This window comes from Actinomadura sp. WMMA1423 (assembly GCF_006547145.1).
Taxonomy (GTDB): Bacteria; Actinomycetota; Actinomycetes; order Streptosporangiales; family Streptosporangiaceae; genus Spirillospora.
This window is the reverse complement of record NZ_CP041244.1, coordinates 2,059,353-2,085,318: the sequence shown is the minus strand read 5'-3', so window position 1 is coordinate 2,085,318 and position 25,966 is coordinate 2,059,353. Positions and strand designations below refer to the sequence as shown.

General features: G+C 74.0%; 25 protein-coding genes. 15 read left to right on the top strand and 10 right to left on the bottom strand.

Annotated features, from left to right (window positions below; all coding sequences use genetic code 11):
• Positions 1 to 22: 22 nt before the first annotated feature.
• From FKD65_RS09650 to FKD65_RS44105, 4 genes are all read left to right on the top strand, one after another.
• Complete coding sequence (locus FKD65_RS09650; RefSeq protein ID WP_141577127.1) at positions 23 to 1,243, top strand: NAD(P)/FAD-dependent oxidoreductase; 1,221 nt, start codon at positions 23 to 25, stop codon at positions 1,241 to 1,243.
• A gap of 78 nt (positions 1,244 to 1,321) precedes the next feature.
• The gene (locus FKD65_RS09645) at positions 1,322 to 1,696 is read left to right on the top strand and encodes an Rv2175c family DNA-binding protein (protein ID WP_141577126.1); all 375 of its coding nucleotides are present in this window, start codon (positions 1,322 to 1,324) and stop codon (positions 1,694 to 1,696) included.
• 107 nt (positions 1,697 to 1,803) lie between these two features.
• Positions 1,804 to 2,490: a thiamine phosphate synthase gene (thiE, locus tag FKD65_RS09640; protein WP_141577125.1), complete on the top strand. Its 687-nt coding sequence runs from the start codon at positions 1,804 to 1,806 to the stop codon at positions 2,488 to 2,490.
• Positions 2,491 to 2,569: 79 nt separating this feature from the next.
• The gene (locus tag FKD65_RS44105) at positions 2,570 to 2,728 is read left to right on the top strand and encodes a hypothetical protein (RefSeq protein WP_168220996.1); all 159 of its coding nucleotides are present in this window, start codon (positions 2,570 to 2,572) and stop codon (positions 2,726 to 2,728) included.
• 25 nt (positions 2,729 to 2,753) lie between these two features.
• Here FKD65_RS44105 and FKD65_RS09635 read toward each other — a convergent pair whose 3' ends face one another.
• The 4 genes from FKD65_RS09635 to FKD65_RS09620 form a co-directional block, all read right to left on the bottom strand.
• Positions 2,754 to 3,845 (bottom strand): serine/threonine-protein kinase, encoded by a 1,092-nt coding sequence (locus FKD65_RS09635; RefSeq protein WP_240810056.1) that lies wholly within the window; start codon positions 3,843 to 3,845, stop codon positions 2,754 to 2,756.
• Positions 3,846 to 3,936: 91 nt separating this feature from the next.
• A complete protein-coding gene (locus FKD65_RS09630; protein ID WP_141577123.1) occupies positions 3,937 to 6,090 on the bottom strand; it encodes a beta-glucosidase in 2,154 nt (717 codons plus the stop codon).
• Entirely contained in the window at positions 6,087 to 6,683 is a 597-nt protein-coding gene (locus FKD65_RS09625; RefSeq protein WP_141577122.1) for a carboxymuconolactone decarboxylase family protein, read from the bottom strand. The genes FKD65_RS09630 and FKD65_RS09625 overlap by 4 nt, the downstream gene beginning before the upstream one ends.
• A gap of 112 nt (positions 6,684 to 6,795) precedes the next feature.
• Positions 6,796 to 7,848, bottom strand: a complete 1,053-nt coding sequence (locus FKD65_RS09620) for a polyprenyl synthetase family protein (RefSeq protein ID WP_141577121.1) — start codon at positions 7,846 to 7,848, stop codon at positions 6,796 to 6,798.
• Positions 7,849 to 8,028: 180 nt separating this feature from the next.
• On the opposite strand from FKD65_RS09620, the gene metF reads away from it, so the two are divergent.
• Complete coding sequence (gene metF, locus FKD65_RS09615; RefSeq protein WP_141577120.1) at positions 8,029 to 8,964, top strand: methylenetetrahydrofolate reductase [NAD(P)H]; 936 nt, start codon at positions 8,029 to 8,031, stop codon at positions 8,962 to 8,964.
• Here metF and FKD65_RS09610 read toward each other — a convergent pair.
• Genes FKD65_RS09610 through FKD65_RS09590 form a run of 5 tightly spaced genes read right to left on the bottom strand, consistent with a single transcriptional unit; the run spans position 8,901 to position 11,654 of the window.
• Positions 8,901 to 9,503: a GNAT family N-acetyltransferase gene (locus FKD65_RS09610; RefSeq protein ID WP_141577119.1), complete on the bottom strand. Its 603-nt coding sequence runs from the start codon at positions 9,501 to 9,503 to the stop codon at positions 8,901 to 8,903. The two genes, metF and FKD65_RS09610, sit on opposite strands and share 64 nt — an antisense overlap.
• 10 nt (positions 9,504 to 9,513) lie before the next feature.
• A complete protein-coding gene (locus FKD65_RS09605; protein ID WP_141577118.1) occupies positions 9,514 to 9,846 on the bottom strand; it encodes a hypothetical protein in 333 nt (110 codons plus the stop codon).
• Positions 9,847 to 9,891: 45 nt separating this feature from the next.
• Entirely contained in the window at positions 9,892 to 10,734 is an 843-nt protein-coding gene (locus tag FKD65_RS09600) for a hypothetical protein (RefSeq protein ID WP_141577117.1), read from the bottom strand.
• Between the two features lie 56 nt (positions 10,735 to 10,790).
• Complete coding sequence (locus FKD65_RS09595; protein WP_141577116.1) at positions 10,791 to 11,141, bottom strand: arsenate reductase family protein; 351 nt, start codon at positions 11,139 to 11,141, stop codon at positions 10,791 to 10,793.
• Positions 11,142 to 11,189: 48 nt separating this feature from the next.
• Positions 11,190 to 11,654 (bottom strand): YbaK/EbsC family protein, encoded by a 465-nt coding sequence (locus FKD65_RS09590; protein ID WP_141577115.1) that lies wholly within the window; start codon positions 11,652 to 11,654, stop codon positions 11,190 to 11,192.
• Positions 11,655 to 11,677: 23 nt separating this feature from the next.
• Here FKD65_RS09590 and FKD65_RS09585 point away from each other — a divergent pair, with 23 nt between their 5' ends.
• The 5 genes from FKD65_RS09585 to FKD65_RS09565 all read left to right on the top strand — a co-directional run bounded on the left by FKD65_RS09585 (position 11,678) and on the right by FKD65_RS09565 (position 17,632).
• Entirely contained in the window at positions 11,678 to 12,466 is a 789-nt protein-coding gene (locus tag FKD65_RS09585; protein ID WP_141577114.1) for a L,D-transpeptidase family protein, read from the top strand.
• A gap of 260 nt (positions 12,467 to 12,726) precedes the next feature.
• Positions 12,727 to 13,230, top strand: a complete 504-nt coding sequence (locus FKD65_RS09580; RefSeq protein WP_141577113.1) for an SAV_6107 family HEPN domain-containing protein — start codon at positions 12,727 to 12,729, stop codon at positions 13,228 to 13,230.
• Between the two features lie 209 nt (positions 13,231 to 13,439).
• Complete coding sequence (locus FKD65_RS09575) at positions 13,440 to 14,660, top strand: CoA transferase (RefSeq protein ID WP_141577112.1); 1,221 nt, start codon at positions 13,440 to 13,442, stop codon at positions 14,658 to 14,660.
• A 119-nt stretch (positions 14,661 to 14,779) separates the two neighbouring features.
• Positions 14,780 to 16,030, top strand: coding sequence for a cytochrome P450 (locus FKD65_RS09570; protein ID WP_141577111.1), 1,251 nt, complete (start codon positions 14,780 to 14,782; stop codon positions 16,028 to 16,030).
• A 159-nt stretch (positions 16,031 to 16,189) separates the two neighbouring features.
• The gene (locus FKD65_RS09565; RefSeq protein ID WP_240810055.1) at positions 16,190 to 17,632 is read left to right on the top strand and encodes an MFS transporter; all 1,443 of its coding nucleotides are present in this window, start codon (positions 16,190 to 16,192) and stop codon (positions 17,630 to 17,632) included.
• 42 nt (positions 17,633 to 17,674) lie between these two features.
• Here FKD65_RS09565 and FKD65_RS09560 read toward each other — a convergent pair whose 3' ends face one another.
• Positions 17,675 to 18,169 (bottom strand): transcriptional regulator, encoded by a 495-nt coding sequence (locus FKD65_RS09560; protein ID WP_021597992.1) that lies wholly within the window; start codon positions 18,167 to 18,169, stop codon positions 17,675 to 17,677.
• Between the two features lie 435 nt (positions 18,170 to 18,604).
• Between FKD65_RS09560 and pyrR the strand changes: the two genes are divergently transcribed.
• Genes pyrR through carB form a run of 5 tightly spaced genes read left to right on the top strand, consistent with a single transcriptional unit; the run spans position 18,605 to position 25,905 of the window.
• Positions 18,605 to 19,165 carry a bifunctional pyr operon transcriptional regulator/uracil phosphoribosyltransferase PyrR gene (pyrR, locus tag FKD65_RS09555; protein WP_141577110.1) on the top strand — a complete coding sequence of 187 codons (561 nt, stop codon included), beginning with the start codon at positions 18,605 to 18,607 and terminating at the stop codon, positions 19,163 to 19,165.
• The gene (locus FKD65_RS09550; protein WP_141577109.1) at positions 19,162 to 20,103 is read left to right on the top strand and encodes an aspartate carbamoyltransferase catalytic subunit; all 942 of its coding nucleotides are present in this window, start codon (positions 19,162 to 19,164) and stop codon (positions 20,101 to 20,103) included. Before pyrR ends, FKD65_RS09550 begins: the two co-directional genes overlap by 4 nt.
• Positions 20,100 to 21,386, top strand: coding sequence for a dihydroorotase (locus FKD65_RS09545; RefSeq protein WP_141577108.1), 1,287 nt, complete (start codon positions 20,100 to 20,102; stop codon positions 21,384 to 21,386). Before FKD65_RS09550 ends, FKD65_RS09545 begins: the two co-directional genes overlap by 4 nt.
• A complete protein-coding gene (gene carA / locus FKD65_RS09540; RefSeq protein WP_141577107.1) occupies positions 21,383 to 22,501 on the top strand; it encodes a glutamine-hydrolyzing carbamoyl-phosphate synthase small subunit in 1,119 nt (372 codons plus the stop codon). Before FKD65_RS09545 ends, carA begins: the two co-directional genes overlap by 4 nt.
• A complete protein-coding gene (gene carB / locus FKD65_RS09535) occupies positions 22,501 to 25,905 on the top strand; it encodes a carbamoyl-phosphate synthase large subunit (RefSeq protein ID WP_240810054.1) in 3,405 nt (1,134 codons plus the stop codon). Before carA ends, carB begins: the two co-directional genes overlap by 1 nt.
• Positions 25,906 to 25,966 lie beyond the last annotated feature (61 nt).

Here is a 25,966-nt window from a genome sequence, read left to right as displayed (position 1 = left end):
CGCCCCGTTAGTGTGGCCTTCCATGGAGAGGGTCATCGTCGTGGGTGGCGGGCTGGCCGGCGTGCGCGCCGTCGAGGCCCTGCGGAGCAAGGGGTACGAGGGCGCGCTGACCCTCCTGTCGGCGGAGCGGCACCGGCCCTACGACCGGCCGCCGCTGTCGAAGGCCGTCCTCGCGGGCGAGTCGGACGACACGACCGTCGACGCCGACTGGGAGGCGCTGCGCTGCGAGCTGCTGCTCGGCGAGCGCGCCACCGGACTCCGGCTCGACGAGCCCGGACGCGGCGGAACGGTGGCCTCGACGGCGGGCGTCCTCCCCTTCGACGGGCTGGTGGTCGCGACCGGCGCCGCCCCGGTCACCCTGCCGGGGGACGGGCGGCAGCACGTGCTGCGCACCATCGACGAGGCCCGCGACCTGCGCGCCCGGCTCACCCCGGGCGCCCGCATCGTGATCGTCGGCGCGGGCTGGATCGGCGCCGAGGTCGCCACCACCGCCGCCCGCAAGGGCTGCGCGGTCACGGTCGTGGAGGCGGCCGACACCCCGCTGGCCGGCGCGATCGGCCCGGAGGTCGGCGCGCTCACCGCCCCCTGGTACGCCGAGGCCGGGGTCGAGCTGCGCACCGGCGTCAAGGTCGCGGAGGTGCGGGGCGGCGGCCTGGACCTCGCCGGGGGCGGCCGGATCGACGCCGACGAGGTGGTCGTGGGCATCGGGGTCCGGCCCGTCCTGTCGTGGCTGGAGGGCTCGGGGCTGCTGCTGGAGCGCGGCGTCGTCACCGACGCCTCGTTCCGGGCCTGCACGGGCGACGAGCCCCCCGGCTCGCCGCGCCCGGACGTCGTCGCGGTCGGCGACTGCGCCGCCTGGTGGTCGCACCGGTACGGGCGGCGGCTCCTCGTCGAGCACTGGGACACCGCCCTGAACGCCCCCGAGACCGCCGCCGCGGCGCTCCTCGGCCAGGACGCCGCCGCCTACGACGCCGCCCCGTACTTCTGGTCGGAGCAGTTCGGGCGCATGGTCCAGTACGCGGGCGACCACTCGGCGTCCGAGCGGCTCGTGCGCCGGGGCGACCCGTCCGGCCGCAAGTGGGCGGTGGCGTGGCTGACCGGCGACCGGCTCGACGCGGTCCTGACCGTCGACCGGCCCCGCGACCTGGTGCAGGCGCGCCGGGTGATCGCGGCGGGGACGCCGGTGGATCCGGAGGCGATCGCCGATCCGGACGTGCCCGTCCGGCAGGCCGTTCGCGGATAGCGAGCGGCGGGGACCGGTAACGGCTGCGCGGCGGGTTTGATTCTTCCGAAGGCGTGGTAGCAAGGGGGCGTGACGCAGATGCACGCAACCGTTGACAGCGCACTGGACCCCCGCACCGACGCTCTGGCCGGCGAGTGGCTCACGCTCAAGGAGACCGCCGACAGGCTCGGGATCAAGCCCAACCGGATCAAGCAGCTCATCCACGAGCACCGCATCCTCGCGGTGCGGCGGGGCGGGGAGCCGATGGTGCCCGCGGCCTTCATCTCAGGCGGTCAGGTCATCAAGGGTCTGCCCGGCACGCTGACGCTCCTGTCGGACGCCGGCTTCGACGACGTCGAGACGATCCGGTGGCTGTTCACGGCCGACGACACCCTGCCGGGGACGCCGGTGGAGGCGCTCACCGAGAACCGGGGGACCGAGGTCCGCCGGAGGGCCCAGGCGCTCGCCTTCTAGGCCGCCTCCGGCGCCGGACGACGCACGTGACACGATCGCGGGGTCGCGCGCGGTGGACGACACGCGCGCGATCCCATGATCATCTGTGGAAAGGACGTTCCCCGGCCGTGTCCAGGCACCTCCCCACCGAGCGCGCCGTCGCGCTGCGCGCCCGTCTCAGCCGCTCCCGCCTCTACCTGTGCACGGACGCGCGGGAGCGCCAAGGGGACCTGCCCGACTTCCTCGACGCCGTGCTCGCGAACGGCGTCGACATCGTCCAGCTCCGCCAGAAGGGCCTGGAGGCCCGGCAGGAGACGGCCCACCTGGAGGTGTTCCGCGCGGCGTGCGAGCGGCACGGGGCGCTGCTGGCCGTCAACGACCGCGCCGACATCGCCCGCGCCGTCGGGGCGGACGTGCTGCACCTCGGCCAGGACGACCTGCCCGTGCCCGCCGCGCGCGAGATCGTCGGCGGCGACATGCTGATCGGCCGCTCCACGCACTCCGGGGAGCAGGCGTCGGCGGCGGCCGCCGAGCCCGGCGCCGACTACTTCTGCGCGGGGCCGGTGTGGCCGACGCCGACCAAGCCCGGCCGGCCCGCGCCGGGGCCCAAGCTGCTGGAGTACGTCGCGGCGCACCGCGTCGCGCGGCCGTGGTTCGCGATCGGCGGCATCGACCTCGGCAACCTCGACGAGGTCCTCGCCGCGGGCGCGGAGCGCGTCGTGGTGGTCCGGGCGCTCACCGAGGCAGGCGACCCGGGCGCCGCCGCGGCGGAGTTCGCGCGCCGGCTGGCCGCCCGCCCCCTCGGCACGGCCTGAACCGGACAGATGAGCGATCCGCGCGATTTGACGCGGATCACGGTGCGGGGCCCCGGTCCGATCACCGACAATGGGGATCATGAGCGTGGGACCCGACGACGACCGCCCGGTGGACCTGGACGACGACCTGGAGATCCTCCCGGACCAGACGTCCGACGACACCGACACCGGGTGGGGCGAGTGGCGCTCCGGCGACGACGACTCCCGCCTCCTGGAGGACCGCCCGCCGCACTGGTGACGGCGGGCCGGCCCGGCCGGGCCGGTCAGACCAGGACGCCGAGGAGGAACCCGGCGGCCACGACCGCGCCGAGCGCGACCATCATCCGCCACCGGTAGTGCGGGATCCGCGTCGGGCGCGGCTTCGGCGCCGGGGCCTGCCCCTCGCGCAGCGCCCGGACGATCTGCGACGCGGTCGGGCGCGCGGCCGGGTTTTTGTCCAGGCAGCGGGCCGCGAGCTCGCGCAGGGGGCCCTCCTCCATGTCGCCGAGGTCGGGCCTGCGCGAGGTCACGCGCCGCATGACGGCCGCGCTCGGCCCGGTTCCGAACGGCGGGCGCCCCGTGGCGGCGAACACCATCGCGGCGCCCCACGCGAACACGTCGGCGGGCGGCCCGACCGGCTCGTCCTCGATCTGCTCGGGCGCCATGTAGGCGGGCGTCCCCACCGGGCCGGTGGTCAGCGGGGTCGCGTCGGCGGTGCGGGCGATGCCGAAGTCGATGACCTTGGCGCCGTCCGGGCCGAGCAGCACGTTCCCGGGCTTGAAGTCGCGGTGCACGATCCCGGCGCGGTGGATCGCGGCCAGCGCGGCGGCGGTCCGCAGCGCGAGCTTGCGGAGCCGCGGCGGGCTGAGCGGGCCGCGGTCGGCGACGACGTCCTGGAGCGAGGGCCCCTCGACGAACTCGCTGACGATGTAGGGGCGGTCGCCGGTCATGTCGGCGTCCAGGACGCGGGCGGTGTGGCGCCCGGACACCCGCAGGGCCGCGTCCGCCTCCTTGACGAAGCGGCTGCGCGCCCGCTGCCCGGCCGCCACGCCGCCGCGCAGCAGCTTGACGGTGACCAGCTCGCCGTCGCCGTCCCGGCCGAGGTAGACGACGCCCTGGCCGCCCTCGCCGAGCCGTCCGAGCAGCGTGTAGTCGCCGAGGCCGCGCGGGTCGTCGGGCCCGAGCGGGGCGTCGGGCCGGTGGTCGCAGCCGTGCGCGGCGCGCGCGGCGCCGCGTCCGGGACCGGGGCGCCCCTTGGCGGGGCGGCCGGCGTGCCCGGCGTGGGCCTGCCCGGCGCGCGCGGTGCGGCCGGGGCGGCTGGAAGAGGAACGCGGGGGATGGGGGTCCGTCCTCCCGCGGGAGGTGTCGTGCGGCACTGGGGACTCCGACTCGGCGGGGGCGGACGAAGATCTCCCCATTTGTACCGCGTAACGGCGGAGCGGGGCAGGGGAACGGCGATCTTCGCCGTCAGCGGCACGTTCCGAGGGTCCCGCTCCGCGCGATCCGCCGGGACGAGTCGCCCACCATGATCTTGTAGCAGCCGGCGGCGACCCGCCACGCCTCCGCCTCCACGTTCCAGTAGGCGAGCGAGCGCGGCGACAGGGGGAACGTCACCTTCGCGCTCTTCCCGGGCGCGAGGGCGACCTTGGCGTACCCCTTGAGCTGCTTGGGCGGCTGCGGGACCTCCACCCCCGGGGACGGCATGCCGATGTAGAGCTGCGGCACGGCCACACCCGGGCGCCGCCCGGTGTTGGTGACGGTCACCTGCACGGCCTTGGAGGTCACGACGAGCCCGCTGTAGCCGAACGTGGTGTAGGACAAGCCGTGCCCGAACGGGAACCGGGGCGCGATCCCCTTCGCGTCGTAGTGCCGGTAGCCGACCATGACGCCCTCGGAGAACGTGGTGCTCTTGCCGAGGCCGGGATACTGCGCCGGGTTCCCGGACGCGGGCGCGTCGTTCTCGCCGACGGGGAACGTCACGGGAAGGCGTCCACCGGGGTCCACGTCACCGTACAGGACGCGCGCCAGGGCGTCTCCCGCCTCCTGGCCCGGATACCAGGCCTCGACGATGCCCCTCACCTGCCCGGCCCAGGGCGTGAGGACAGGTCCGCCGGTGTTCAGTACGACGATCGTGTTGGGGTTGGCCTTGGCGACCTCCGAGATCAGCCCGTCCTGGTCGCCCCTGAGCGGCTCGCCGCACCGCAGCGTCAGGCACGACTTGTCGAAGAACTCGCCCTGGCTGTCGGTCGCGAACACGATGGCGAGGTCCGCGCCGCGGGCCGTCTCGGCGGCGCCCCTGTGGTCGTCGCCGTCGTGGTAGGCGACCCTGGCGCCGGACCCGGCGCGGCGGGCGATGCCCTCCTGCGCGCTCACGGTCGCGAAGGGGACGACCTTCGCCGAGCCGAAGCCGCTCGGGCTCTCCCGGGCGGCCCGCCCGATCAGCGCGATCGACCTCGGGGCCGTGAGCGGCAGGACGCCGTCGTTCTTCAGCAGCGTGATCCCGCCCTCCTCGATGGTCCGGGCCGCGTTCCGGCTCGCCGTCCGGTCGATCCGGGTGAGGTCGTTGGGGTACGCCTGGCGGTCGAACAGCCCGAACCTGAACATCGTCCGCAGGATGTTGCGCACGTGCGCGTCGATCGTCGCCTGCGCGACCTTCTTCTGCGCGACGGCCGTCTTCAGCAGGAACGCGTTGTACCTCCTGCCCACCGGCAGTTCCATGTCGAGGCCGCCGTTGGCGGCGCCGGCGGTGTCCTGCGCGGCGGTGTGGTCGGACGGGACGAACCCCGTGAACCCCCACTCCGACCGCAGGATCCCGTTGAGCACGGCGCCGTCCTGGCACGCCCACCGGCCGTTCAGCCTGCCGAACCCGCACATCACCGTCGCGGCGCCCGCGTCCTTCACCGCGGCCTCGAACGGCGGCAGGTAGATCTCGCGGAGCGTGCGCGGGTCGACGTTCATGGTCAGCGACAGCCGGTCGGTCTCCTGCGTGTAGACGGCCATGTGCTTGACCGAGGTCATCACGCCCCGCGCCTGCGCGCCCTCGATCCACGGCACGGCGAGGGTCGCCGACAGGTAGGGGTCCTCGCCGAAGCCCTCGAACGTGCGGCCGTTGCGGGGGGTGCGCAGGACGTCCACCGTCGGGCCGAAGACCAGGTCGTTGCCCCGGTGCCTCGCCTCCCACGCGACCGTCCCGCCGTACAGCCGGGCCGCCCCCGGGTCGAAGGCCGCAGCGAGCGCGATCGGCGCGGGCAGCGCGGTCGCCCTGCCCTGCCGTACGCCGGCCGGGCCGTCGGCCATGAGCAGCGGCGGGACGCCGAGCCGGTCGATCCCGCCGCCGGTGTCGGCGTGCGCGTCCTCGGAGAACCCGCCGAGCGGCCCGCCGAACGGGTCGTCCGCCGCCAGCATCGCGATCTTCTCGTCGGCGGTCATCTCCGGCAGCAGCAGCGCCGCGCGCCGGTCGGGCGCCAGCGCGGCGTCGCACCACGGCCGCCGGGCGGGATCGCCGCAGCGCCCCGCCGCCGCCCGCGCCTCCCCGGTCGCCGGGGATCCGGCGAGGACCGCCGTGAGCGCCAGCGCGGAGGCGACCGCGAGCGCCGCGGGCAGCCCGCGTCCCGGCCTCATCCGCCCGCCCCGTCCCGGCCCTGCCCCTCGTCCCGGCCCGGCCCCTCGTCGCGGGCGTGGTCCTCGTTCTGGACCCGCAGGGAGTTCAGCGCGAAGGCAACCATGTGGTAATGGCCGATCAGCATCACCAGCTCGATCAGCTCGCGCTCCCCGAAGCGCGTGGACAGCTCCGTCCACGTCGCGTCGCTGATCGTGCCGCGCCCGTGCAGCTCGTCCGCCGCGGCGAGCACCATGCGGTCCTCGCGGCTCCAGCCGTGCCCGCCCGGATCCCGCCGGAGCGCGGCGATCTCGTCCTCGGTGAGCCCCGCGTCCAGCGCGACCCGCCGGTGGTGGTCCCACTCGTAGGCGCAGGACCGCAGGTGCGCCGTCCGCAGGATCGCCAGCTCGCGGTCGCGGGCGCCCAGCGTCCCGTTCATCAGCAGCATCGAGCCGAACCCGATCCACGACCGGAACAGCTCCGGGTGCCGGGCGAGCGTGGTGATGACGTTCAGCGGACCGATCGTCTCGGTCACGGCCCTGACCGTGTCGTCCCACTCCTCCTCGGGGAGCGGGTCGACGCGCGGGACGCGGTCTCCTGGGGTGTCGGCGCACATGGCGACATTTCTGCCACCAATCAGTGGGAAAGTTCTAGTGCGCCGGGGAAACTTGGCCGGATCGTGTCATCGGGACCGCCGGTGGCGGAGGGCGCCCAGGTGACGGGGCGGTTCAGGTGCTGCGCGCGGTGGCCGCCACCGCGAGCTCCGCCAGCGCCTCCCGGGCCCCCTCGGTGATCGGGGCCGCCGCCAGGGCCCGCTCCGCCTCGCCCAGGTAGCGCTTGATCATGTCCTCGCACGCGGCGAGGCCGCCGGTCTCCTCGATGATCGCGCGCAGCTCGTCGACGCCGGGGCGGTCCAGCGCCGGGTCGCCGAGGCGCCGCTCGAGCGCCGCGGACTGGGCGGCGGACGCGCGCTCCAGGGTGAGCGCGACCAGGACGGTCCGCTTGCCCTCGCGCAGGTCGTCCCCGGCGGGCTTGCCGGTCTGGGCCGGGTCGCCGAACACGCCGAGCACGTCGTCGCGGAGCTGGAAGGCGATGCCGAGCGGCAGGCCGTAGCCGGTGAGCGCGGCCGCCACGTCCGGCCGGGCGCCGGCCAGCGCCGCGCCGAGGTGCAGCGGGCGCTCGATCGTGTACTTGGCGCTCTTGTACTCCACCACGCGCAGTGCCGTCTCGACGTTCGCCTGGCGGCGCGTCCCCTCCAGCATGTCGAGGTACTGGCCGCACATGACCTCGGTGCGCATCAGGTCGTAGACCGCCCGGCCGCGCAGCCTGCTCGCGCCGTCCAGCCCCGAGGTCTCGAACATCTCGCTCGACCAGGCCAGGCACAGGTCGCCGAGCAGGATCGCGGCGCCGCCGCCGAAGGACTCGGCGTCGCCGGGCCACCCGTGCGCGCGGTGCAGGGCCTCGAACCGCCGGTGCGCGGACGGCTGGCCGCGCCGGGTGTCGCTGGAGTCCATCACGTCGTCGTGGACCAGGGCGCTCGCCTGGAGCAGCTCCAGGGACGCGGCGGCGGCCACGATGCCGGGGCCGTCCTCGCCGCCCGCCGCGCGCCACCCCCAGTAGCAGAAGGCGGGACGGAGCCGCTTCCCGCCGCCGAGAAGGGCGTCCAGGGCCGACAGCAGCGGCTCGAGGTCGTCGCTGATGGCGTGCAGGGCGGGGCGCCGGCGGTCGACGAAGGCCAGCAGCGCCTCGTCGACCTCCTTGCGGATCTGGGCGGTCGACATGCCGTGATCGTATCCAGCTGGGCGCTTTTACACCCTCAGGCGAGAACGTGACATGTCACTGCATCTCAAGAAATGTAGACATAAGGCCCGTCCGGTGTGGCGAGCATCACGCGGATCGGCGGGCCGGGGCGCCGCCGCCTGGACCCGTCCCGCCGGAGGGCGCTTCTGTAGGCTTGAGAAATGCGACGCGTACGCCCCGACCGGCCCCCCACCGTCCGAGAACTGCTCGCCTCCGGCGAGCGCTCGTTCTCGTTCGAGTTCTTCCCGCCCAAGACCGACAAGGGCGCGCGGAACCTGTGGCGCGCGATCCGCGAGCTGGAGTCGCTGCACCCGACGTTCGTGTCGGTGACCTACGGCGCGGGCGGCGGCACCCGCGACACCACCGTCGACATCGTCGAGCGCATCGCCACCGACACCACCCTCACCCCGGTCGCGCACTTCACCGCCGTGAACCACTCGCAGGCGGAGCTGCGCAACCTGGTCGGCCGGTTCGCCGCCGCCGGCGTCCGCAACGTCCTCGCGCTGCGCGGCGACCCGCCCGGCGACCCGATGGGGGACTGGGTCAAGCACCCGGAAGGCGTCGAGTACGCCGCCGACCTCGTCCGGATGATCCGCTCCTACGGCGACTTCAGCGTCGGCGTCGCCGCGTTCCCCTACAAGCACCCGCGCTCGCCCGACATCGAGAGCGACACCCGCCACTTCGTGGACAAGTGCCGGGCCGGCGCCGACTACGCGATCACCCAGATGTTCTTCCGCGCCGAGGACTACTTCCGGCTGCGCGACCGCGTCGACGCCGCCGGCGGCGACGTGCCGATCCTGCCGGGCATCATGCCGGTCACCCAGCTCAGCACGATCGAGCGGTCCGAGCAGCTGTCGGGCGCGCCGTTCCCGCCCGAGGTGCGGGCCCGGTTCGAGGCCGTCGCGGGCGACCCGGAGGCCGTCCGCCGGCTCGGCATCGAGCACGCCGCCGAGCTGTGCGGCGAGCTGCTCGACCAGGGCGCGCCGGGGATCCACTTCATCACGTTCAACAAGTCGACGGCGACGCGCGAGGTCTACTCGCTGCTGGACGGCGCCGGGTACGGCGCGAGGGGCAGCGTCCCGCCCATCACCGCGTAGCGGGGCCCGCCGCCCGGGAACTCGAAGTCGGTCAGCAGGTCGACCATGCCGACCGAGCGGTAGAGGTTGCGCGCCGGGGTGTCGGGCCGCCTGTCGAGCGTCGACAGCACGACCGTGCGCTCCGGCCGCCCCCCGCACAGGGCGTTGAGGAGCGCGCGGCCGAGGCCCCTGCCCTGCGCCTGCGGGTGGACGTGCAGCTCGGCGACCTCGAAGGCGTCCTCCAGCCACGACTCGGCGTGCTCGGGCCCCTCCCGGTCGGAGAGCGCCTGGTGGACGACGTCGTGCCACCACTGGCCGCGTGCTCCGTGGAACCCGTAGGCGAAGCCCTGGACGGGCGCCGGCATGACGGGCAGCGCGCCCCGCCGCTCGGCCACGAACGCCCGGAACCCCGGATACGAGGCGTGCCGCTCCATGATGGTGTGCCGGCCCGGGAGCTGCTCGTTCGGCGGCTCCATCGCTGCCGCGTACACGTCCAGCATGGGGCTCAGCCTGCGTAGGAAGGCGCGTTCGTCGATCTCGCGCAGCTTCGGGTCCCTCACCCGACAGAGACTAGACCCGCGTGACCGTCCGCTGGGTGGCGGAGAGCCGATCGTAGAGGTCCCAGAGGATCCGGTCGGCGGCCTTCCGCAGCGTCCCGCGGTTGGCGTCGAGCTGCCCGCCCCATTCCCGCGCCTCCGGGCCGAGCCACGCGTCCGTCCCGCCGAGCGTCCGCACGGGCGCGTCCAGAGCCCGCCGGAGCCGGTCGATGCTGCCGTAGGCGTCCGCGTACGCCTGGTAGAGCTGCTGGTACTCCGGATTCGGCTGCTCGGCCGGGGAGAGCCGGGCCGCCGCGGCGCCGCTGATCGGCGGGGGCAGGCTGCCGGGAGGCGGTGGAGCGGCCATGGCGACCTCTCAGGCGGTGTCGGCTTTTCAGGCGGTGTCGGCTTTTCAGGCGGTGGCGGTGGACGGGTGCAGGTCGAGCTTGGCGATCGCCTCGCGGGTGCGGGCGCTCATGTCCGCGCCGAGGAGCACCTGGACGGCGACGGGGCGGACCCCGGCGCCGTCGGCCTCGGCCAGGAAGGCGCGCAGCCACCTCACGTCCATCGGCAGGTGGTGGCTGGACGTGCCGATGGACTGCTGCACGGCCATCAGCCTCGCCCTGTCCCCCTGAGCGGCCTTCAGCAGTTCGGCGGCGGACGCCGGGCCGAGCCGCTCGTACAGCTTCTCGGTGTAGTCGGGGTCGCCCGCGTTGGCGATCAGATGCCTCCACACCGAGTCCGGGACGGGGCGGCCGTCCTGGAGCGACGCCTTCACGGCAAGTGCGTCGGTCCTCGCGGCGCGGGCCGCGGCGGGCCGATCGGGAAAGTCGCCGAGACCGCCGGCGCCGTGCGGGGTCGGCTCGGGCACCGCCTTCGCGGGCGCGGTCCGGTGCGGCGGCGCCTTCACCGGGCGCGGCGTCCCCACCGGGCCGCCGCCGGTCCCGCGCGGCGACGGAGCCGGGGCGGGCGCCGGCGGCACGTCGACGCCGCCGCCGGGGGAGGGATGGGTCACCGCGAAGTTGTACCGGCGTGTCAGCATCCCGAGCTGCTCGGCGGCCCACCGCGCCACCTCGTCGGCCTGCCGGTACCCGGCCGCGGAGACGCCGGGCGGCGGGCGATGGCCGTTCAACCAGCCCTGGATCGCGTTCTGCGCGTCCTGGAGCTGCCTGATCACCTGGTTGAGCGCGGGCGGGTCGATCCCCCGGAACTCAGGGTCGCGCGCCGCCGGACCCGTCCGCATCTGCGCCGCCATCACCCCTCCGGAGGCCGCCCTTCGCCGCTTCCCGACTCCCCAGAATCACACCCGTGTCACTGGCTGTCGAGTGCCCTGCGCACCGATTCGGCATCGCGCGCCACGACGGCGGTCTCGCCCGCCACGACGATCGGACGCTGGATCAGCACCGGGTTCGCCACCATGACCTCGATCCAGCGGGCCCGGTCGTGCTCGAGGTCCTTGAGCCCGAGCTCCTTGGCGACCGGCTCGTTCAGCCTGGCCACGTCCCACGGCTCGGCGCCGATCCGGGCGAGGACCTCGTCCAGCTCCCGTGCCGTGGGCGGGCGGTCCAGGTACCGGCGCTCGGTGTACTCCACACCGGCCTCGTCCAGCGCGGCCTTGGCGGCGCGGCTCTTCGAGCAGCGCGGGTTGTGCCACAGTTCCATCACTCCGCCTCTCCCCATCTCCACCCTCTGGGCCACTGGGCCACTGGTTCACTCGACCTCCGCGGGGGTGCCCCCGGTGATCCTCAGCAGTTCGCCGTACGACGTGGGGAAGACGGTGTGCGGGTGCCCGCCCGCCGCCCACACCTCGTCGTACCTGTCGAGCCAGACGTCCACCAGCGTGCGGACCGGCGACGGATGGCCGATCGGCGCGACGCCCCCGATCGGCTGGCCGGTCGCCTCCCGGACGAACTCCGGCGTCGCCCGCCGCACCTTCGCCGCGCCCACGAGCGCCGCGACCTTCACCGTGTCGACGCGGTGCGCGCCGCTGGTCAGCACCAGCAGCGGCGACCCGTCGGCGTCGAACACCAGGCTGTTGGCGATCGCGCCGACCTCGCAGCCCAGCTGCTCCGCGGCGGCCTGCGCCGTCCGCGCGGAGTCGGGAAGCTCGACGACGGCCCCCGCCGCGCCCAGATCGAGCAGAGCCTTCGCGACGATTTCGGCGTTCGGATGCATGGGTAGAACTTTAAGGTCAGTGCATGCGAGGGAGACCGATCGACGTGCGGAAGAGCGCGGTTCTACTCATCGCGGCCGTCGCCCTGACGGGCTGCAACGACACCGACGCGGCGGCCCCCGCCCCGTCGAAGGTGGCGCCGGAGGCGTCGCCGTCCAAGGCGCCGGCGACACCCAAGCCCAGCCCGGCGCACCGCAAGCTGAAACCGGGCGCCAAGGGGCCCGACGTCGAGGCGCTCCAGCGCCGCCTCAAGGAACTGCACTACGACCCGGGCAAGGCGGACGGGAAGTACGGGCCGTCCACGGAGACGGCGGTGTGGGCCTTCCAGGCGGTGAACCGGCTCAAGCAGAAGAGCACCCTGACAACGTCGTTCTGGAAGGCCCTGGACGCTCCCAAGGAGCCCGTCCCGGTGGCCAAGAAGCGCGAGAAGAACCGCGTCGACGTGGACCTGAAGCGGCAGTACCTCGTCCTCTACAAGAACGGCGGCCCGCGGCTCATCACGCACGTCTCGTCGGGGTCGGGGGAGTACTACTGCGCCAAGGACCGGGGCGCCACCGTCGCGCGCTGCCGCTACGCCACCACCGGCACGGGCGACTTCCGGACGGGGCGCCGCGCCTCCGGCTGGGAGACCTCGCCGCTGGGGCAGCTCTACAACCCCATCTACTTCAACGGCGGCATCGCCTTCCACGGCGCTCTGGACGTGCCGAGGTATCCGGCGTCGCACGGCTGCGTCCGCATGCCGATGCACATCGCCGAGTACTTCCCGGGCCTGGTCGGGACGGGCGTCCCCGTGCACGTCAGGCGGCCTCGCTAGCCGCCGGCCGGGCTCGCCGCCGTGCCGCCGTCAACCCCTCTGACCTGGGGGATACGCCACGTGTTCGAACACGTTGACGAATCGCCGTCAGGGCGGTTTACTGTGAAGCGCGTCGAACTTATGTTCGATGTGGTGCGGGACTCGCGGCCCGCGCCAGGGCGACGTCCCCGCCGATCGCGGTGTTTCGGCGGGACGGACGGCCGGGCGGAGTGAGGGGAAGCTCTCCGCCCGGCCGGCCCGAGCCCCGGAAGGAGGCAGTCATGTCCGGAACGATGACCGCACGCGGGATCCACTCCGCAGCCCAGTCCGTCCCGTCCCCGAGTCCTCGCCCACGCCACCGCCCGATGCCCGCGCCGCGCCCGGCGCACACGGCCGTCGGGCAGCTGCACGCCGCCCGCATGGGCCTCGCCGAGGCGGCCGAGGCCACCTCGCCCGCCGTCCGCTACGTGTGCGCCCACCTGGCGGCGCTGCGCGCCGCCGCCGCCGTCCTGGCGTCCCGGGAGCCCCTGGAGACCCACCGCCGGGGCCGCCCGCGCAGCGTCTGGGTGCTGCTGCCCGAGGCCGAGCCCGCCCTGCGCGAATGGGCCGCCTTCTTCGCCGCCGGCGCCGACAAGCGCGCCGCCGCCGAGGCGGGCCTCCCGCGCGCCGTGACCCCGCGCGAGGCGGAGGAGCTCCTCCACGACGCCGAGGTCTTCGTCACCCTCGTCGAGGACACCCTCGGCATCGACGGGCAGCCCACGCTGCCCGTGCCCGAGGCCGGCTGAGCCATCACCGAGGCCGTCCCATTCCCTCCCCGGGCCGGCCTCCCGCCGGAGGACGGGACGCCGCCCCGCCACGGGCGGCGGCGTCCGTCCTCCGGCGGCGTCTCCCTGGACCGATCGCGCCGGCGGGGCCGCACCCCCCGAGCCGGCCCCGCCGGCGCGATCCCACCCTGGCTCCCGGCGCGGGGGAGGGCGGTTGGTAGACATGCCGGATGGCAGACCTACCGGCGCCCACCGGCCCGCGGCCGACCGCCCCGCCGCCCCTGGACGGCATGCGCGTCATCGAGCTGTCCAGCTTCGTCGCGACCCCCCTCGGCGGGATGACCCTGGCGCAGCTCGGCGCGGACGTCATCCGCGTCGACCAGATCGGCGGCGGGCCCGACATCGACCGGTGGCCGCTCGCGCCGTCCGGGCGGAGCCTCTACTGGGCCGGGCTGAACAAGGGCAAGCGCTCGGTCGCCGTCGACCTGCGCTCGCCCGAGGGGCGCGATCTCGTCGCCGGGCTCGTCGCGGGCGCGGGCGTCGTCCTCACCAACGCGCCGCCGCGGCCGGGGCTGGGCTACGAGGAGCTGAAGGCCGCGCGCCCCGACCTGATCCACGTCCGGCTCCAGGGGACGCGGGACGGCGGCAACGCCGTCGACTACACGGTGAACGCCGCCATGGGGTTCCCGTCGATCACGGGGCCGGCGGGCCTGGAGGCTCCCGTCAACCACGTGCTGCCCGCCTGGGACGTCGCGTGCGGCCTCTACATGGCCGTGGGGCTGCTCGCGGCGGAGCGGCACCGGCTGCGCACCGGCGAGGGCACCCGGATCCAGGTCGCGCTGCAGGACGTCGCCCTGGCCACCGCGGGGAACCTCGGGTACCTCGCCGAGGCCCAGCTCGGCGATTCCAGGGCACGCCTGGGGAACCACCTCTTCGGCGACTTCGGACGCGACTTCGCCTCGGCGGACGGACGGGTCATGGTCGCGATCCTCACCGCCAGGCACTGGCGCGACCTCGTGGACGCGACCGGCCTCGGCGAGGTGGTCGCGGCCCTCGAACGCGCCCTCGGCGCCGACTTCAGCCGCGCCGCCGACCGCTACGGCCACCGCGAGGCGCTCGGGGGCGTGCTCGCGTCGTGGTTCGCGTCCCGCACCTGCGAGCAGGTCGCGTCCGGGCTGAAGGGGACGTCCGTCCTGTGGTCCCGCTACCGCGACTTCGCCGAGGTGGCCGCCGGGCTGCGCGACGAGCCGCTCATGGCGCCGCTCGACCAGCCGGGCGTCGGCCCGCACCTGGCCCCGGGCTCACCGGTGCGGCTCGGCGACGCCTCCCCGCCCCCGGTCCCCGCCCCGGCCCTCGGCGAGCACACCGGCGAGGTGCTCCGGGACGTCCTGGCCCTGCCCCCCGAGCGCGTCGAGGCCCTGCGCGCCAGCGGGACGATCATGGGTTTGTGATCGGCGCGGCCGTGGAAATCCTTCTGGCAGGCATTCCGAAATGTGGGTTTCGTCTGGCCTGCAGGTGAAGGTCCGGCCAGCGTGCCCCGCCGCGTCCGTACGACGAAGGGATCCGCCGGATGGCCCTCGACGCCGCCCCGGAGCAGTCCGCGCCCGACCACATCCCGCACCCGCTGGACAGCGACGCCGACGGCGTCAACCGGCCGGGGCTGCACAAGAACGCGCGTTACCACGAGATCCGCGAGACCGGCACCGGCGTCGCCGAGGTGCGGCGCCACGATGGGACCACCGCCAAGCTCGTCACGCGCTACCACGACGTCGAGCAGGTGCTGCGCAACCAGGAGGCGTTCTCGCGGGAGGCCGCCCTCGACGCCGACGCCGTCGACCTCGAGGGGACGATGCTCGGCCTGGACCTGGACGGGCACGCGGCCGTCCGCGGCGCCGTCAGGGACTGGTTCTCGCCGCAGGCCACCGAGAGGCTGCGGCACAAGGCGCGGGAGCGGGCCGCCGCGCAGCTGGCGGAGATGCTCGCCGGCGAGGAGCCCGCCGACCTCGTCACCGCCTTCGCGCTGCCGTTCTCGCTCGACCTGATCTGCGACATGATGGGGCTGCCGCGGGAGGACCGGCTGCGCTTCCACGCGTGGGGCGACGCCTTCCTCGGCACCAGCGCGCAGACCCGCGTCGACGCGGCCGACGCGCAGATGGCGATGGTCGGCTACCTGAGCGGCCTGGTGGAGGAGCGGCGGCGCGACCCGTCCGAGGACCTGCTCTCCCAGGTCGCCTCCGGTGCCGCGCACCTGCCGTTCGACCGGCAGGTCAAGCTGCCGCTGACGCTGGTGCTCGGCGGCTGGGAGACGGTGGCGAGCAGCATCGGCACGCAGATCCACGTCCTGCTCACCCACCCCTACGAGGGCCACGAGACCGCCTACGCCTACCTCACCGCCCACCCCGAGGCGGTCCCCGGCGCCGTCACCGAGCTGGAGCGCCTGTTCTCCACGACCGCGGCGGACGACCTGCCGCGCAGGGTCACCCGCGAGGTGACGCTGCCGAGCGGAGAGCGGCTCCGGCCCGGGGACCTCGTCATCCCCTCCCACGACGCCGCCAACTGCGACCCGCGCGTGTTCACCGACCCGCACCGCATGGACTTCGGGCGCGCGCCGAACCGGCATCTGTCCTTCGGCTACGGGCCGCACCACTGCATCGGGCGGCATCTCGGGCACATGGAGGTGGTGACGGCCGTCGAACTGCTGACCCGCGAGCTGCCGTCCCTGCGCCTGGCGGCGCCCTCGGACGAGATCACCCGCAAGCCGGGCCACGTCATCAACGGCCCCTCCGCCCTCCCCGTCGCCTGGAGCGCCCCCGCGGACTGACGAGGCCCCCGCGCGCTGACAGAGCGGCTGCGGAGCGGTGAGGCGGCCGCTGCGCCCCGTCCGCCTGCCGGGGACCGGACCCGGTCTCCGGCAAGGGCGGACGGGGGATGGTTCGTCCCGGTATGAGATTGTTAGGGAGGCGAACCAAGGGAGGGCACGGTGGCGGGGCGGGACGGGCGCGGGCTGGTCCCCCTGCTGGCCTATCTCGGCGTGATGGCGTACTCGCTGTCGATGGCCGTGGTGACGCCCGCGCTGCCGCAGATCCAGGCGGGCCTGCACACGACTCCGGCGGGCGCGGCGTGGGCGCTCACGGCGATGACGCTGTCCGCCGCCGTCGCCACCCCGGTCGTCGGGCGGCTCGGCGACCTCTACGGGCCGCGCCGCGTGCTCCTCGCCGTGCTCGCCGTCGCGACCGCCGGGACGGTCGTCGCGGCCCTGGCCGCGACGGTGCCGGTCATGCTGGCCGGACGGGTCCTCGGCGGCGTCGGCGGCGGCGTCTTCCCGCTCGCGTACACGATCATCCGGGACGTCCTGCCGCCCGGGCGCCGGGCCCCGGCCGTCGGCCTGATGTCGTCGATGCTGGGCCTCGGCGGCGCCGTGTCGTGGTGCCTGGCCGGGCCGGTCATCGACTTTCTCGGCTGGCGGTGGCTGCTGTGGGTGCCGGTCATCGGCCTGGCGCCCGGCCTCGTCCTCGCCTGGCGGTTCGTGCCGCATAGTGGCCGCGCCCCGGCCTCCCGTGCGGCGGCCGCGCGCGTGGACTGGTGGGGCGCCGCCCTGTTCGCCGCCTGGCTGGTGGCCGCGCTCACCGCCCTCACCGAGGGGATGGAGTGGGGCTGGACGTCCCCCGGCGTCCTCGGCCTGCTGGCGCTCGCGCTCGCCGCGGCCGCCGCCTGGGTGCGGGTCGAGGGCCGCGTGCCCGAGCCCCTGATCGACCTTCGCCTCATGCGGGTGCGCGGCGTGTGGACGGCGAACGCCGCCTCGCTCCTGTCCGGCTACGCGCTGATGGCGGGCGGGCTGCTGTTCCCGCTGCTCGTCCAGCTCCCCGAGGACACCGGGTACGGGTTCGGCGGGACGGCCACGCAGGCGGCGCTGCTCCAGCTCCCCGCCAGCGTCGGCATGACCGTGGCGGGCATGACGGCGGGCCTGCTCGACCGGCGCGTCGGCTCGCGCGCGGTGCTGCTCGGCGGCGCGTCGCTGACCGGCCTCGGCTACGCGTTCGTGGCGGTCGAGCACGGCGCCATGTGGCACCTCTACGTCGGGGGCCTGGCGCGGGGCATCGGCCTCGGCTTCGCCTACGCCGCCGTGGCGACCCTGGTGGTCGCGGCCGTGCCGGCGGGGGAGACCGGTGTGGCCACCGGCATCAACACGCTGCTCCGCACGGTCGGCGCGTCCCTCGGGACGCAGGTCAGCGCGGTCATCGTCGTGATGGTCCCCGGCGAGGGCGGGTTCTCCGCCGGGTTCGCGGTGAGCGCTGCCGTCGTGGCGGCCGTCCTCCCGCTGGCCCTGCTCGTCCCGCGCCCCGGACGGCGCCGCGGCGGAGCGGGGCCCGGACGCGGGACGGGGTCCGGCGCGGTGCCGGACCCCGTCACGGTCGTGCGGTGAAGCGGGTGGAGCGGTTCCAAGCGGTGGAGCAGGCGGGTCGGATCAGAACGACTCGACGGCGCGGCGCGCCTCCGGGTCGAGGACGCCCCAGCCGATCAGCTCCTCGGTGAGCTCGGTCGGTGACTTGTCATAGATGACCGCGAGTGAACGCAGGTCCTCCTGACGGATGGACAGGACCTTTCCGTTGTAGTCGCCCCGCTGGCTCTGGATCGTCGCGGCGTAGCGGGCGAGAGGACCGGCCTTGTCTTTCGGAAGCTGCTGCAACCGCTCTAGATCGATCACGAGCTTGGGTGTAGGCCCGAGCGGGCTCGGCGCGGCTCCGCCGGGCAGCAACTCGGAAACCGGCACGCCGTAGAAATCGGCGAGCTCGGCCAGCTTCTGAACGGTGACGGCGCGGTCGCCCCGCTCGTACGAACCCACGACGACGGCCTTCCAGCGGCCGCGTGACTTCTCCTCCACGCCGTGCAGGGACAGGCCCTGCTGGGTGCGGATGGCGCGCAGGCGCGCGCCGAGAGCCTTTGCATATTCAGACGGCATTCTGCGGCCCCCAGGCTCACTCTCGTCGTCGTCGGACCCCGGCTCGTCACCGGGGGGAGACAGATTCGCGAAGCCAGGGGGCCCCAAGAGTCTGTCTCCAGGGATGGTTACGGACAGTGACGGTAAAACGGGTACGGCCCCAGGTCAAGCTGATTGGAAAAAAGCGGTCGAATCCGCAGGACTCGATCCGGCCGGTCCGGATCGCCCACGCCCCGTGCACGCGGGGTCGCGGCGGGCTTGCCGGGCGCCCGGGCCCTCCTCTGGTAATGCCCCGAATGTGACCCCTCTCACCTGCGAAGACGCACACCGGGCCGGCGTGCGGGGCAAGCGTGACCGGCTGCTAACGTGTGGGGGACACAACGTCCTTTAAGGCCCGTCCCGTGAGGCGGGGAAGGAGGTTCCGCGGTGAATGCTGCCTCCAGGCAGGAGCAGCGCGTGGCGGACGGTGACCCCCGGCCCAAGGCCGTTCTGGAGGGTCCCGACATCCGGCGCGCACTGACCCGCATCGCACACGAGATCCTCGAGCGGACCAAGGGCGGCCACGACGTCCTGCTGCTCGGCATCCAGACCCGCGGCGTCACGCTGGCCGAGCGGCTCGCCGGGGCGCTGCGCGAGGTCGAGGGCCGCCCGGTGCCCTGGGGCTCGCTCGACGTGACCATGTACCGCGACGACCTGCGGATGCGGCCCGCCCGCGCCCTCGGCCGCACGGAGCTGCCCGCCGAGGGCATCGACGACAGGGTCGTCGTGCTCGTCGACGACGTGCTGTTCTCCGGGCGGACGGTGCGCGCCGCGCTGGACTCGCTCAACGACCTCGGCCGGCCCCGCGCGGTCCAGCTGGCGGTGCTGGTCGACCGCGGGCACCGGCAGCTGCCGATCCGCGCCGACTACGTGGGCAAGAACCTGCCCACCTCGATGCGCGAGACCGTGAAGGTCCTGCTGGACGAGAACGACGGGCGCGACGCGGTGCTGCTCGGCCCGACGGGGGGTGCCGAATGAACCGCCATCTGATCTCCGCCGCCGACCTGAGCCGCGACGACGCGCTGCTCGTCCTCGACACCGCCGAGGAGCTCGCGCGGATCGCGGACCGCTCGATCAAGAAGCTGCCGACGCTGCGCGGCCGGACGGTCGTCAACCTGTTCTTCGAGGACTCCACCCGCACCCGCATCTCGTTCGAGGCCGCGGCCAAGCGGCTGTCCGCCGATGTGATCAACTTCTCGGCCAAGGGCTCCAGCGTGTCCAAGGGCGAGAGCCTGAAGGACACCGCGCTCACGCTGGAGGCGATGGGCGCCGACGGCGTCGTCATCCGGCACAACGCCTCCGGCGCGCCGCACCGGCTCGCCGGCTGGGTGCAGGGCAGCGTGGTCAACGCCGGCGACGGCACCCACGAGCACCCCACGCAGGCGCTGCTGGACGCGTTCACGATGCGCAAGCGCCTGGGCGACCTGGAGGGCCGCAAGGTCACCATCGTCGGCGACGTCCTGCACAGCCGGGTGGCACGATCCAACGTCCTGCTGCTCGACACGCTCGGCGCCGACGTGACCGTGGTCGCGCCGCCGACGCTGCTGCCGGTCGCGATCGACACCTGGCCGTGCTCGGTCTCCTACGACCTCGACGCCGTCATCCCCAAGAGCGACGTCATCATGATGCTGCGCGTCCAGCAGGAGCGCATGAACGCCGCCTACTTCCCGACCGTGCGCGAGTACAGCCGCCGCTACGGGCTCGACGCCGAGCGCATGGGCGAGCTGCCCGACCACGCGATCGTCATGCACCCGGGGCCGATGAACCGCGGCGTCGAGATCGCCGCGGAGGTCGCCGACTCGGTCCGGTCCACGATCGTCGAGCAGGTCGCCAACGGCGTCAGCGCGCGCATGGCCGTCCTCTACCTGCTGCTCGGAGGCTCCGAGCCCGCCATCGGCCAGGAGGTCCCCCAGTGAGCACCCACATCATCAAGGGCGCCCGGATCCTCGGCGGGAAGGCCGCCGACATCCTCGTCCGCGACGGCGAGATCGCCGCTGTCGGCACCGGGCTGGAGGAGGCCGGCGCCGAGGTCGTCGACGCCGCCGGGCTGGTGGCCCTGCCCGGTCTGGTCGACCTGCACACCCACCTGCGCGAGCCGGGCCGGGAGGACGCCGAGACCGTCGAGTCCGGGACGCGCGCCGCCGCGATGGGCGGGTACACGGCCGTCCACGCGATGGCCAACACCGACCCCGTCGCCGACACCGCCGGCGTGGTGGAGCAGGTGTGGCGCCTCGGGCGCGAGGCCGGGTACTGCGACGTCCAGCCGGTCGGGGCCGTCACGCGCGGCATCGCCGGCGAGCAGCTCGCCGAGCTCGGCGCGATGGCCGACTCCGCCGCCGGGGTGCGGGTGTTCTCCGACGACGGGCACTGCGTGTCGGACGCGGTGATCATGCGCCGGGCCCTGGAGTACGTGAAGGCGTTCGACGGCGTCGTCGCCCAGCACGCCCAGGAGCCGCGCCTCACCGAGGGCGCCCAGATGAACGAGGGCGAGATGTCCGCGGCGCTCGGCCTGCGCGGCTGGCCCGCGGTCGCCGAGGAGGCGATCATCGCCCGGGACGTGCTGCTCGCCCAGCACGTCGGGTCGCGGCTGCACGTGTGCCACGTCTCCACGGCCGGCTCCGTCGAGATCATCCGGTGGGCCAAGAGCCGGGGCTGCCCGGTGACCGCCGAGGTCACCCCCCACCACCTGCTGCTGAACGACGCGAGGGCCGGGTCCTATGACCCGATCTTCAAGGTCAACCCGCCGCTGCGCACCGCGGGCGACGTCACCGCGCTGCGGCACGCCCTCGCCGACGGGACGATCGACTGCGTCGCCACCGACCACGCCCCCCACCCGGTCGAGGCCAAGGAGACCGAGTGGGCCGTGGCCGCCATGGGCATGATCGGCCTGGAGACGGCGCTGCCGGTCGTCCAGGAGGCGATGGTCGAGACCGGCCTGCTCGACTGGGCCGGGGTCGCCGACCGCATGTCCGTCCGCCCCGCCCGCATCGGCCGCCTTTCCGGACAGGGTCGTCCGCTGGAGGCAGGTTCGCCCGCCAACATCACGCTGTACGACCCGTCGCCCCGCCGCGCCGTGGACCCGTCCGCCATGACCTCCAAGAGCCGCAACACCCCGTTCGCGGGGCTGGAGCTGCCCGGCCGGGTCGTCGCGACGTTCCTGCGCGGCAGGCCGACCGTCCTCGAAGGGAAGCTCCAATGAACCCTGCTCTGCTCGTTCTGGAAGACGGCAGGGTGTTCCGCGGGGCCGCGTACGGGGCCGAGGGCGAGACCTTCGGCGAGATGGTCTTCAACACCGGCATGACCGGCTACCAGGAGACCCTTACCGACCCCTCGTACGCGCGCCAGATCGTGGCGATGACGTCCCCCCACATCGGCAACACCGGCGTCAACGCCGAGGACCCCGAGTCGCGCCGCATCCAGGTGGCGGGCTACGTGGTGCGCGAGCCCGCCCGCGTGGCGTCCAACTGGCGCGCCACGGGCTCGCTCGGCTCCGCGCTGCGCGAGCAGGGGGTGGTGGGCATCGCCATCCCCGGCACGCGGGCGCTGACGCGGCACCTGCGCGACAGGGGCGCCATGCGCGCCGGCATCTTCAGCGGCGCGGACGCCGCCCTGCCCGGCGAGGACGCCCTCGTCGAGCGCGTCCGGCAGAGCCCCTCGATGGAGGGCGCCGACCTGGCCCGCGACGTCTCCACCCGGGAGCCGTACGTCGTCGCGGCGCGGGGGGAGAAGCGCTACACGGTCGCGGCCGTCGACCTCGGCATCAAGTCGATGACGCCGTACCGGATGTCCGAGCGGGGCTGCGAGGTGCACGTCCTGCCCGCGGCCAGCACCGCCGCGGACATCCTCGCCCTCGCTCCCGACGGCGTGTTCTTCTCCAACGGCCCGGGCGACCCGGCCGCCGCCGGCTACGCGGTGGACGCGCTGAAGGGCGTCCTCGACACCGGCACCCCGTTCTTCGGGATCTGCTTCGGAAACCAGATCTTCGGCCGCGCGCTCGGCCTCGGCACCTACAAGCTGAGGTTCGGCCACCGGGGCATCAACCAGCCCGTCCAGGACAGGGCGACCGGCAAGGTCGACGTCTCGGCCCACAACCACGGGTTCGCGGTCGACGCGCCCGCGGACGGCCCGTTCGGCACGCCCTACGGCCCCGGCGAGGTCAGCCACGTGAACCTGAACGACGGGTGCGTCGAGGGGCTCAGGCTCCTGGAGCGCCCGGCGTTCAGCGTCCAGTACCACCCGGAGGCCGCGGCCGGCCCGCACGACGCCTCCGGGCTCTTCGACCGTTTCTGCGACCTGATGGAGGCGTCGAAGTAATGCCGCGCCGCGAAGACCTGCACTCCGTCCTGGTCATCGGCTCAGGGCCGATCGTCATCGGGCAGGCGTGCGAGTTCGACTACTCCGGCACCCAGGCGTGCCGGGTGCTGAAGGCCGAGGGCCTGCGGGTCACGCTGGTGAACAGCAACCCGGCCACGATCATGACCGACCCCGAGTTCGCCGACGCGACCTACGTCGAGCCGATCACCCCCGAGGTGGTCGAGAAGATCATCGCCAAGGAGCGGCCGGACGCCCTGCTGCCCACCCTCGGCGGCCAGACGGCCCTGAACACCGCCATCGCGCTCTACGAGGGCGGCGTCCTCGCCAAGTACGGGGTCGAGCTGATCGGCGCCGACGTGGACGCGATCCAGGCCGGCGAGAACCGGGAGCGGTTCAAGGAGGTCGTCGCCAAGGTCGCCCGCGAGCAGGGCCTGAACGCCGAGTCGGCCCGGTCGGTCATCTGCCACTCGATGGCCGACTGCCTGGCGGCGGCGGGCGGGCTCGGCTACCCCCTCGTCGTCCGGCCGTCCTTCACGATGGGCGGACGGGGCTCCGGCTTCGCCCACGACGAGGACGACCTGCGCCGCATCGCGGGCGCCGGGCTCGACGCGTCCCCGACCGGCGAGGTGCTCCTGGAGGAGTCGATCCTCGGCTGGAAGGAGTACGAGCTCGAGGTCATGCGCGACCGCCACGACAACGTGGTGATCGTGTGCTCGATCGAGAACCTCGACCCGATGGGCGTGCACACCGGCGACTCGATCACGGTCGCGCCCGCGCTGACGCTGACCGACCGCGAGTACCAGAACATGCGCGACGTCGCGATCGCGGTGATCCGCGAGGTCGGCGTCGACACCGGCGGCTGCAACATCCAGTTCGCCGTCCACCCCGGCACCGGCCGGATGATCGTCATCGAGATGAACCCGCGGGTGTCGCGGTCCTCGGCCCTGGCCTCCAAGGCCACCGGCTTCCCCATCGCCAAGATCGCGGCGAAGCTGGCCATCGGGTACACGCTGGACGAGATCCCGAACGACATCACCCGGGAGACGCCCGCCTCGTTCGAGCCGACGCTCGACTACGTCGTGGTGAAGGTGCCCCGGTTCGCGTTCGAGAAGTTCCCCGGCGCCGACGGCACGCTCACCACGCACATGAAGTCCGTCGGCGAGGCCATGGCCATCGGGCGGTGCTTCACCGAGGCCCTGCAGAAGGCCCTGCGGTCGCTGGAGCAGAAGGGCACCTCGTTCAGCTGGGCGGGGGAGGCCGACGCCGCCGCGCTGGTCGAGTCGGCCAGGCGCCCCCACGACGGCCGGCTCCGGGACGTCCAGCGCGCGCTCTGGGCCGGAGCCGCCATCGAGGAGGTCTACGAGGCGACCGGCATCGACCCCTGGTTCCTGGACCAGATCGCCGCCATCAACGAGGTCGCGGACGAGATCCGCACCGCCGACGACGCGCTCACCAGGGACAAGCTCCTGCGCGCCAAGCGGCACGGGTTCTCCGACGCGCAGATCGGCGAGCTGCGGAACCTGTCCGAGGAGGTCGTGCGCGAGCTGCGGCACGCGCTCGGCATCCGCCCGGTCTACCTGACCGTCGACACCTGCGCCGCCGAGTTCGCCGCGCAGACGCCCTACCTCTACTCCGCCTACGACGAGGAGACCGAGGTCCCGCCGGGGGCGAAGCCGAAGGTCATCATCCTGGGCAGCGGACCCAACCGCATCGGCCAGGGCGTCGAGTTCGACTACTCCTGCGTCCACGCTTCGTTCACGCTCGCCGAGGCGGGCTACGAGACCGTGATGGTCAACTGCAACCCCGAGACGGTCTCCACCGACTACGACACCTCCGACAGGCTCTACTTCGAGCCCCTCACGCTTGAGGACGTCCTTGAGGTCGTCTACGCGGAGCAGCAGTCCGGGGAGGTCGCGGGCGTCATCGTCCAGCTCGGCGGGCAGACCCCCCTGGGGCTGGCCCAGAAGCTGAAGGACGCCGGCGTGCCGATCGTGGGCACCTCGCCGGAGAGCATCCACCTCGCCGAAGAGCGCGGCGCGTTCGGGCACGTCCTGCACAGGGCGGGCCTGCTCGCTCCCAAGCACGGCACGGCCACCTCCTACGAGGAGGCCCTGGAGATCGCCGCCGAGATCGGCTACCCCGTGCTCGTCCGCCCCTCCTACGTGCTGGGCGGGCGCGGCATGGAGATCGTGTACGACGACGCCACGCTGGAGTCGTACATGGCCCGCGCCACCGAGGCGAGCCCCGAGCACCCCGTCCTGGTCGACCGCTTCCTCGACGAGGCCATCGAGATCGACGTCGACGCCCTGTTCGACGGCGAGGAGCTGTACCTCGGCGGCGTGATGGAGCACATCGAGGAGGCCGGCATCCACTCCGGCGACTCGGCGTGCGCCCTGCCGCCCATCACGCTGGGGCACGACGACATCCGCCGCATCCGCGAGTCGACCGAGGCGCTCGCGCGCGGCGTCGGCGTGCGCGGGCTGATGAACGTCCAGTACGCGCTGTCGGCGGGCGTCCTGTACGTGCTGGAGGCGAATCCGCGGGCCTCCCGCACGGTGCCGTTCGTCTCCAAGGCGACCGCCGTGCCGCTCGCCAAGGCGGCGGCCCGCGTGATGATGGGCGCCACCGTCGCCGAGCTGCGCGCCGAGGGCATGCTGCCGGAGGCCGGCGACGGCGGGACCCTGCCGCTGGACGCGCCGATCGCGGTGAAGGAGGCCGTCCTGCCGTTCGACCGCTTCCGCAACGAGCACGGGCAGGGCGTCGACATCGTCCTCGGCCCCGAGATGCGCTCCACCGGCGAGGTCATGGGCATCGACGAGGTGTTCGGCACCGCGTTCGCCAAGTCGCAGCAGGCCGCCTACGGGTCGCTGCCGACCAAGGGGCGCGCGTTCGTGTCCGTGGCGAACCGCGACAAACGGCACATGGTGTTCCCGGTGAAGCGGCTGGCTGACCTGGGCTTTGAGATTCTTGCCACGGAAGGGACCGCGGAGGTCCTGCGCCGCAACGGCGTGCGTGCCAAGATCGTGCGCAAGCACAGCGAGGGTCCGGGCCCGTCCGGCGAGCCCACGATCGTGCGGCGCGTCCTGGACGGCGAGGTCGACCTCATCGTCAACACTCCCTTCGGCAGCCCGGGCCAGTCCGGGCCGCGGCTCGACGGCTACGAGATCCGTACCGCGGCCGTGCTGCGGGGCGTACCGTGCGTCACGACCGTCCAGGGGCTCGCGGCGGCCGTGCAGGGCATCGAGGCCGTCGCGGGCGGCCAGGTGGGGGTCCGCTCCCTCCAGGAGCACGCCGAGCGGCTCAGCGGCGCGCACGGCCGCGCCGGCGCGCCGGGCCCGGACGGCGCGGCGCCCCCGGGCGGTGTCGTGCCCCCGGACGGTGAAGGCGCCGTGTCGCCCGGCTGACAGGACCGGGCGGGCCGGGCGGGCGGATGCCGTGCGCCCGGCCCGCCCGGCGCACGCGACG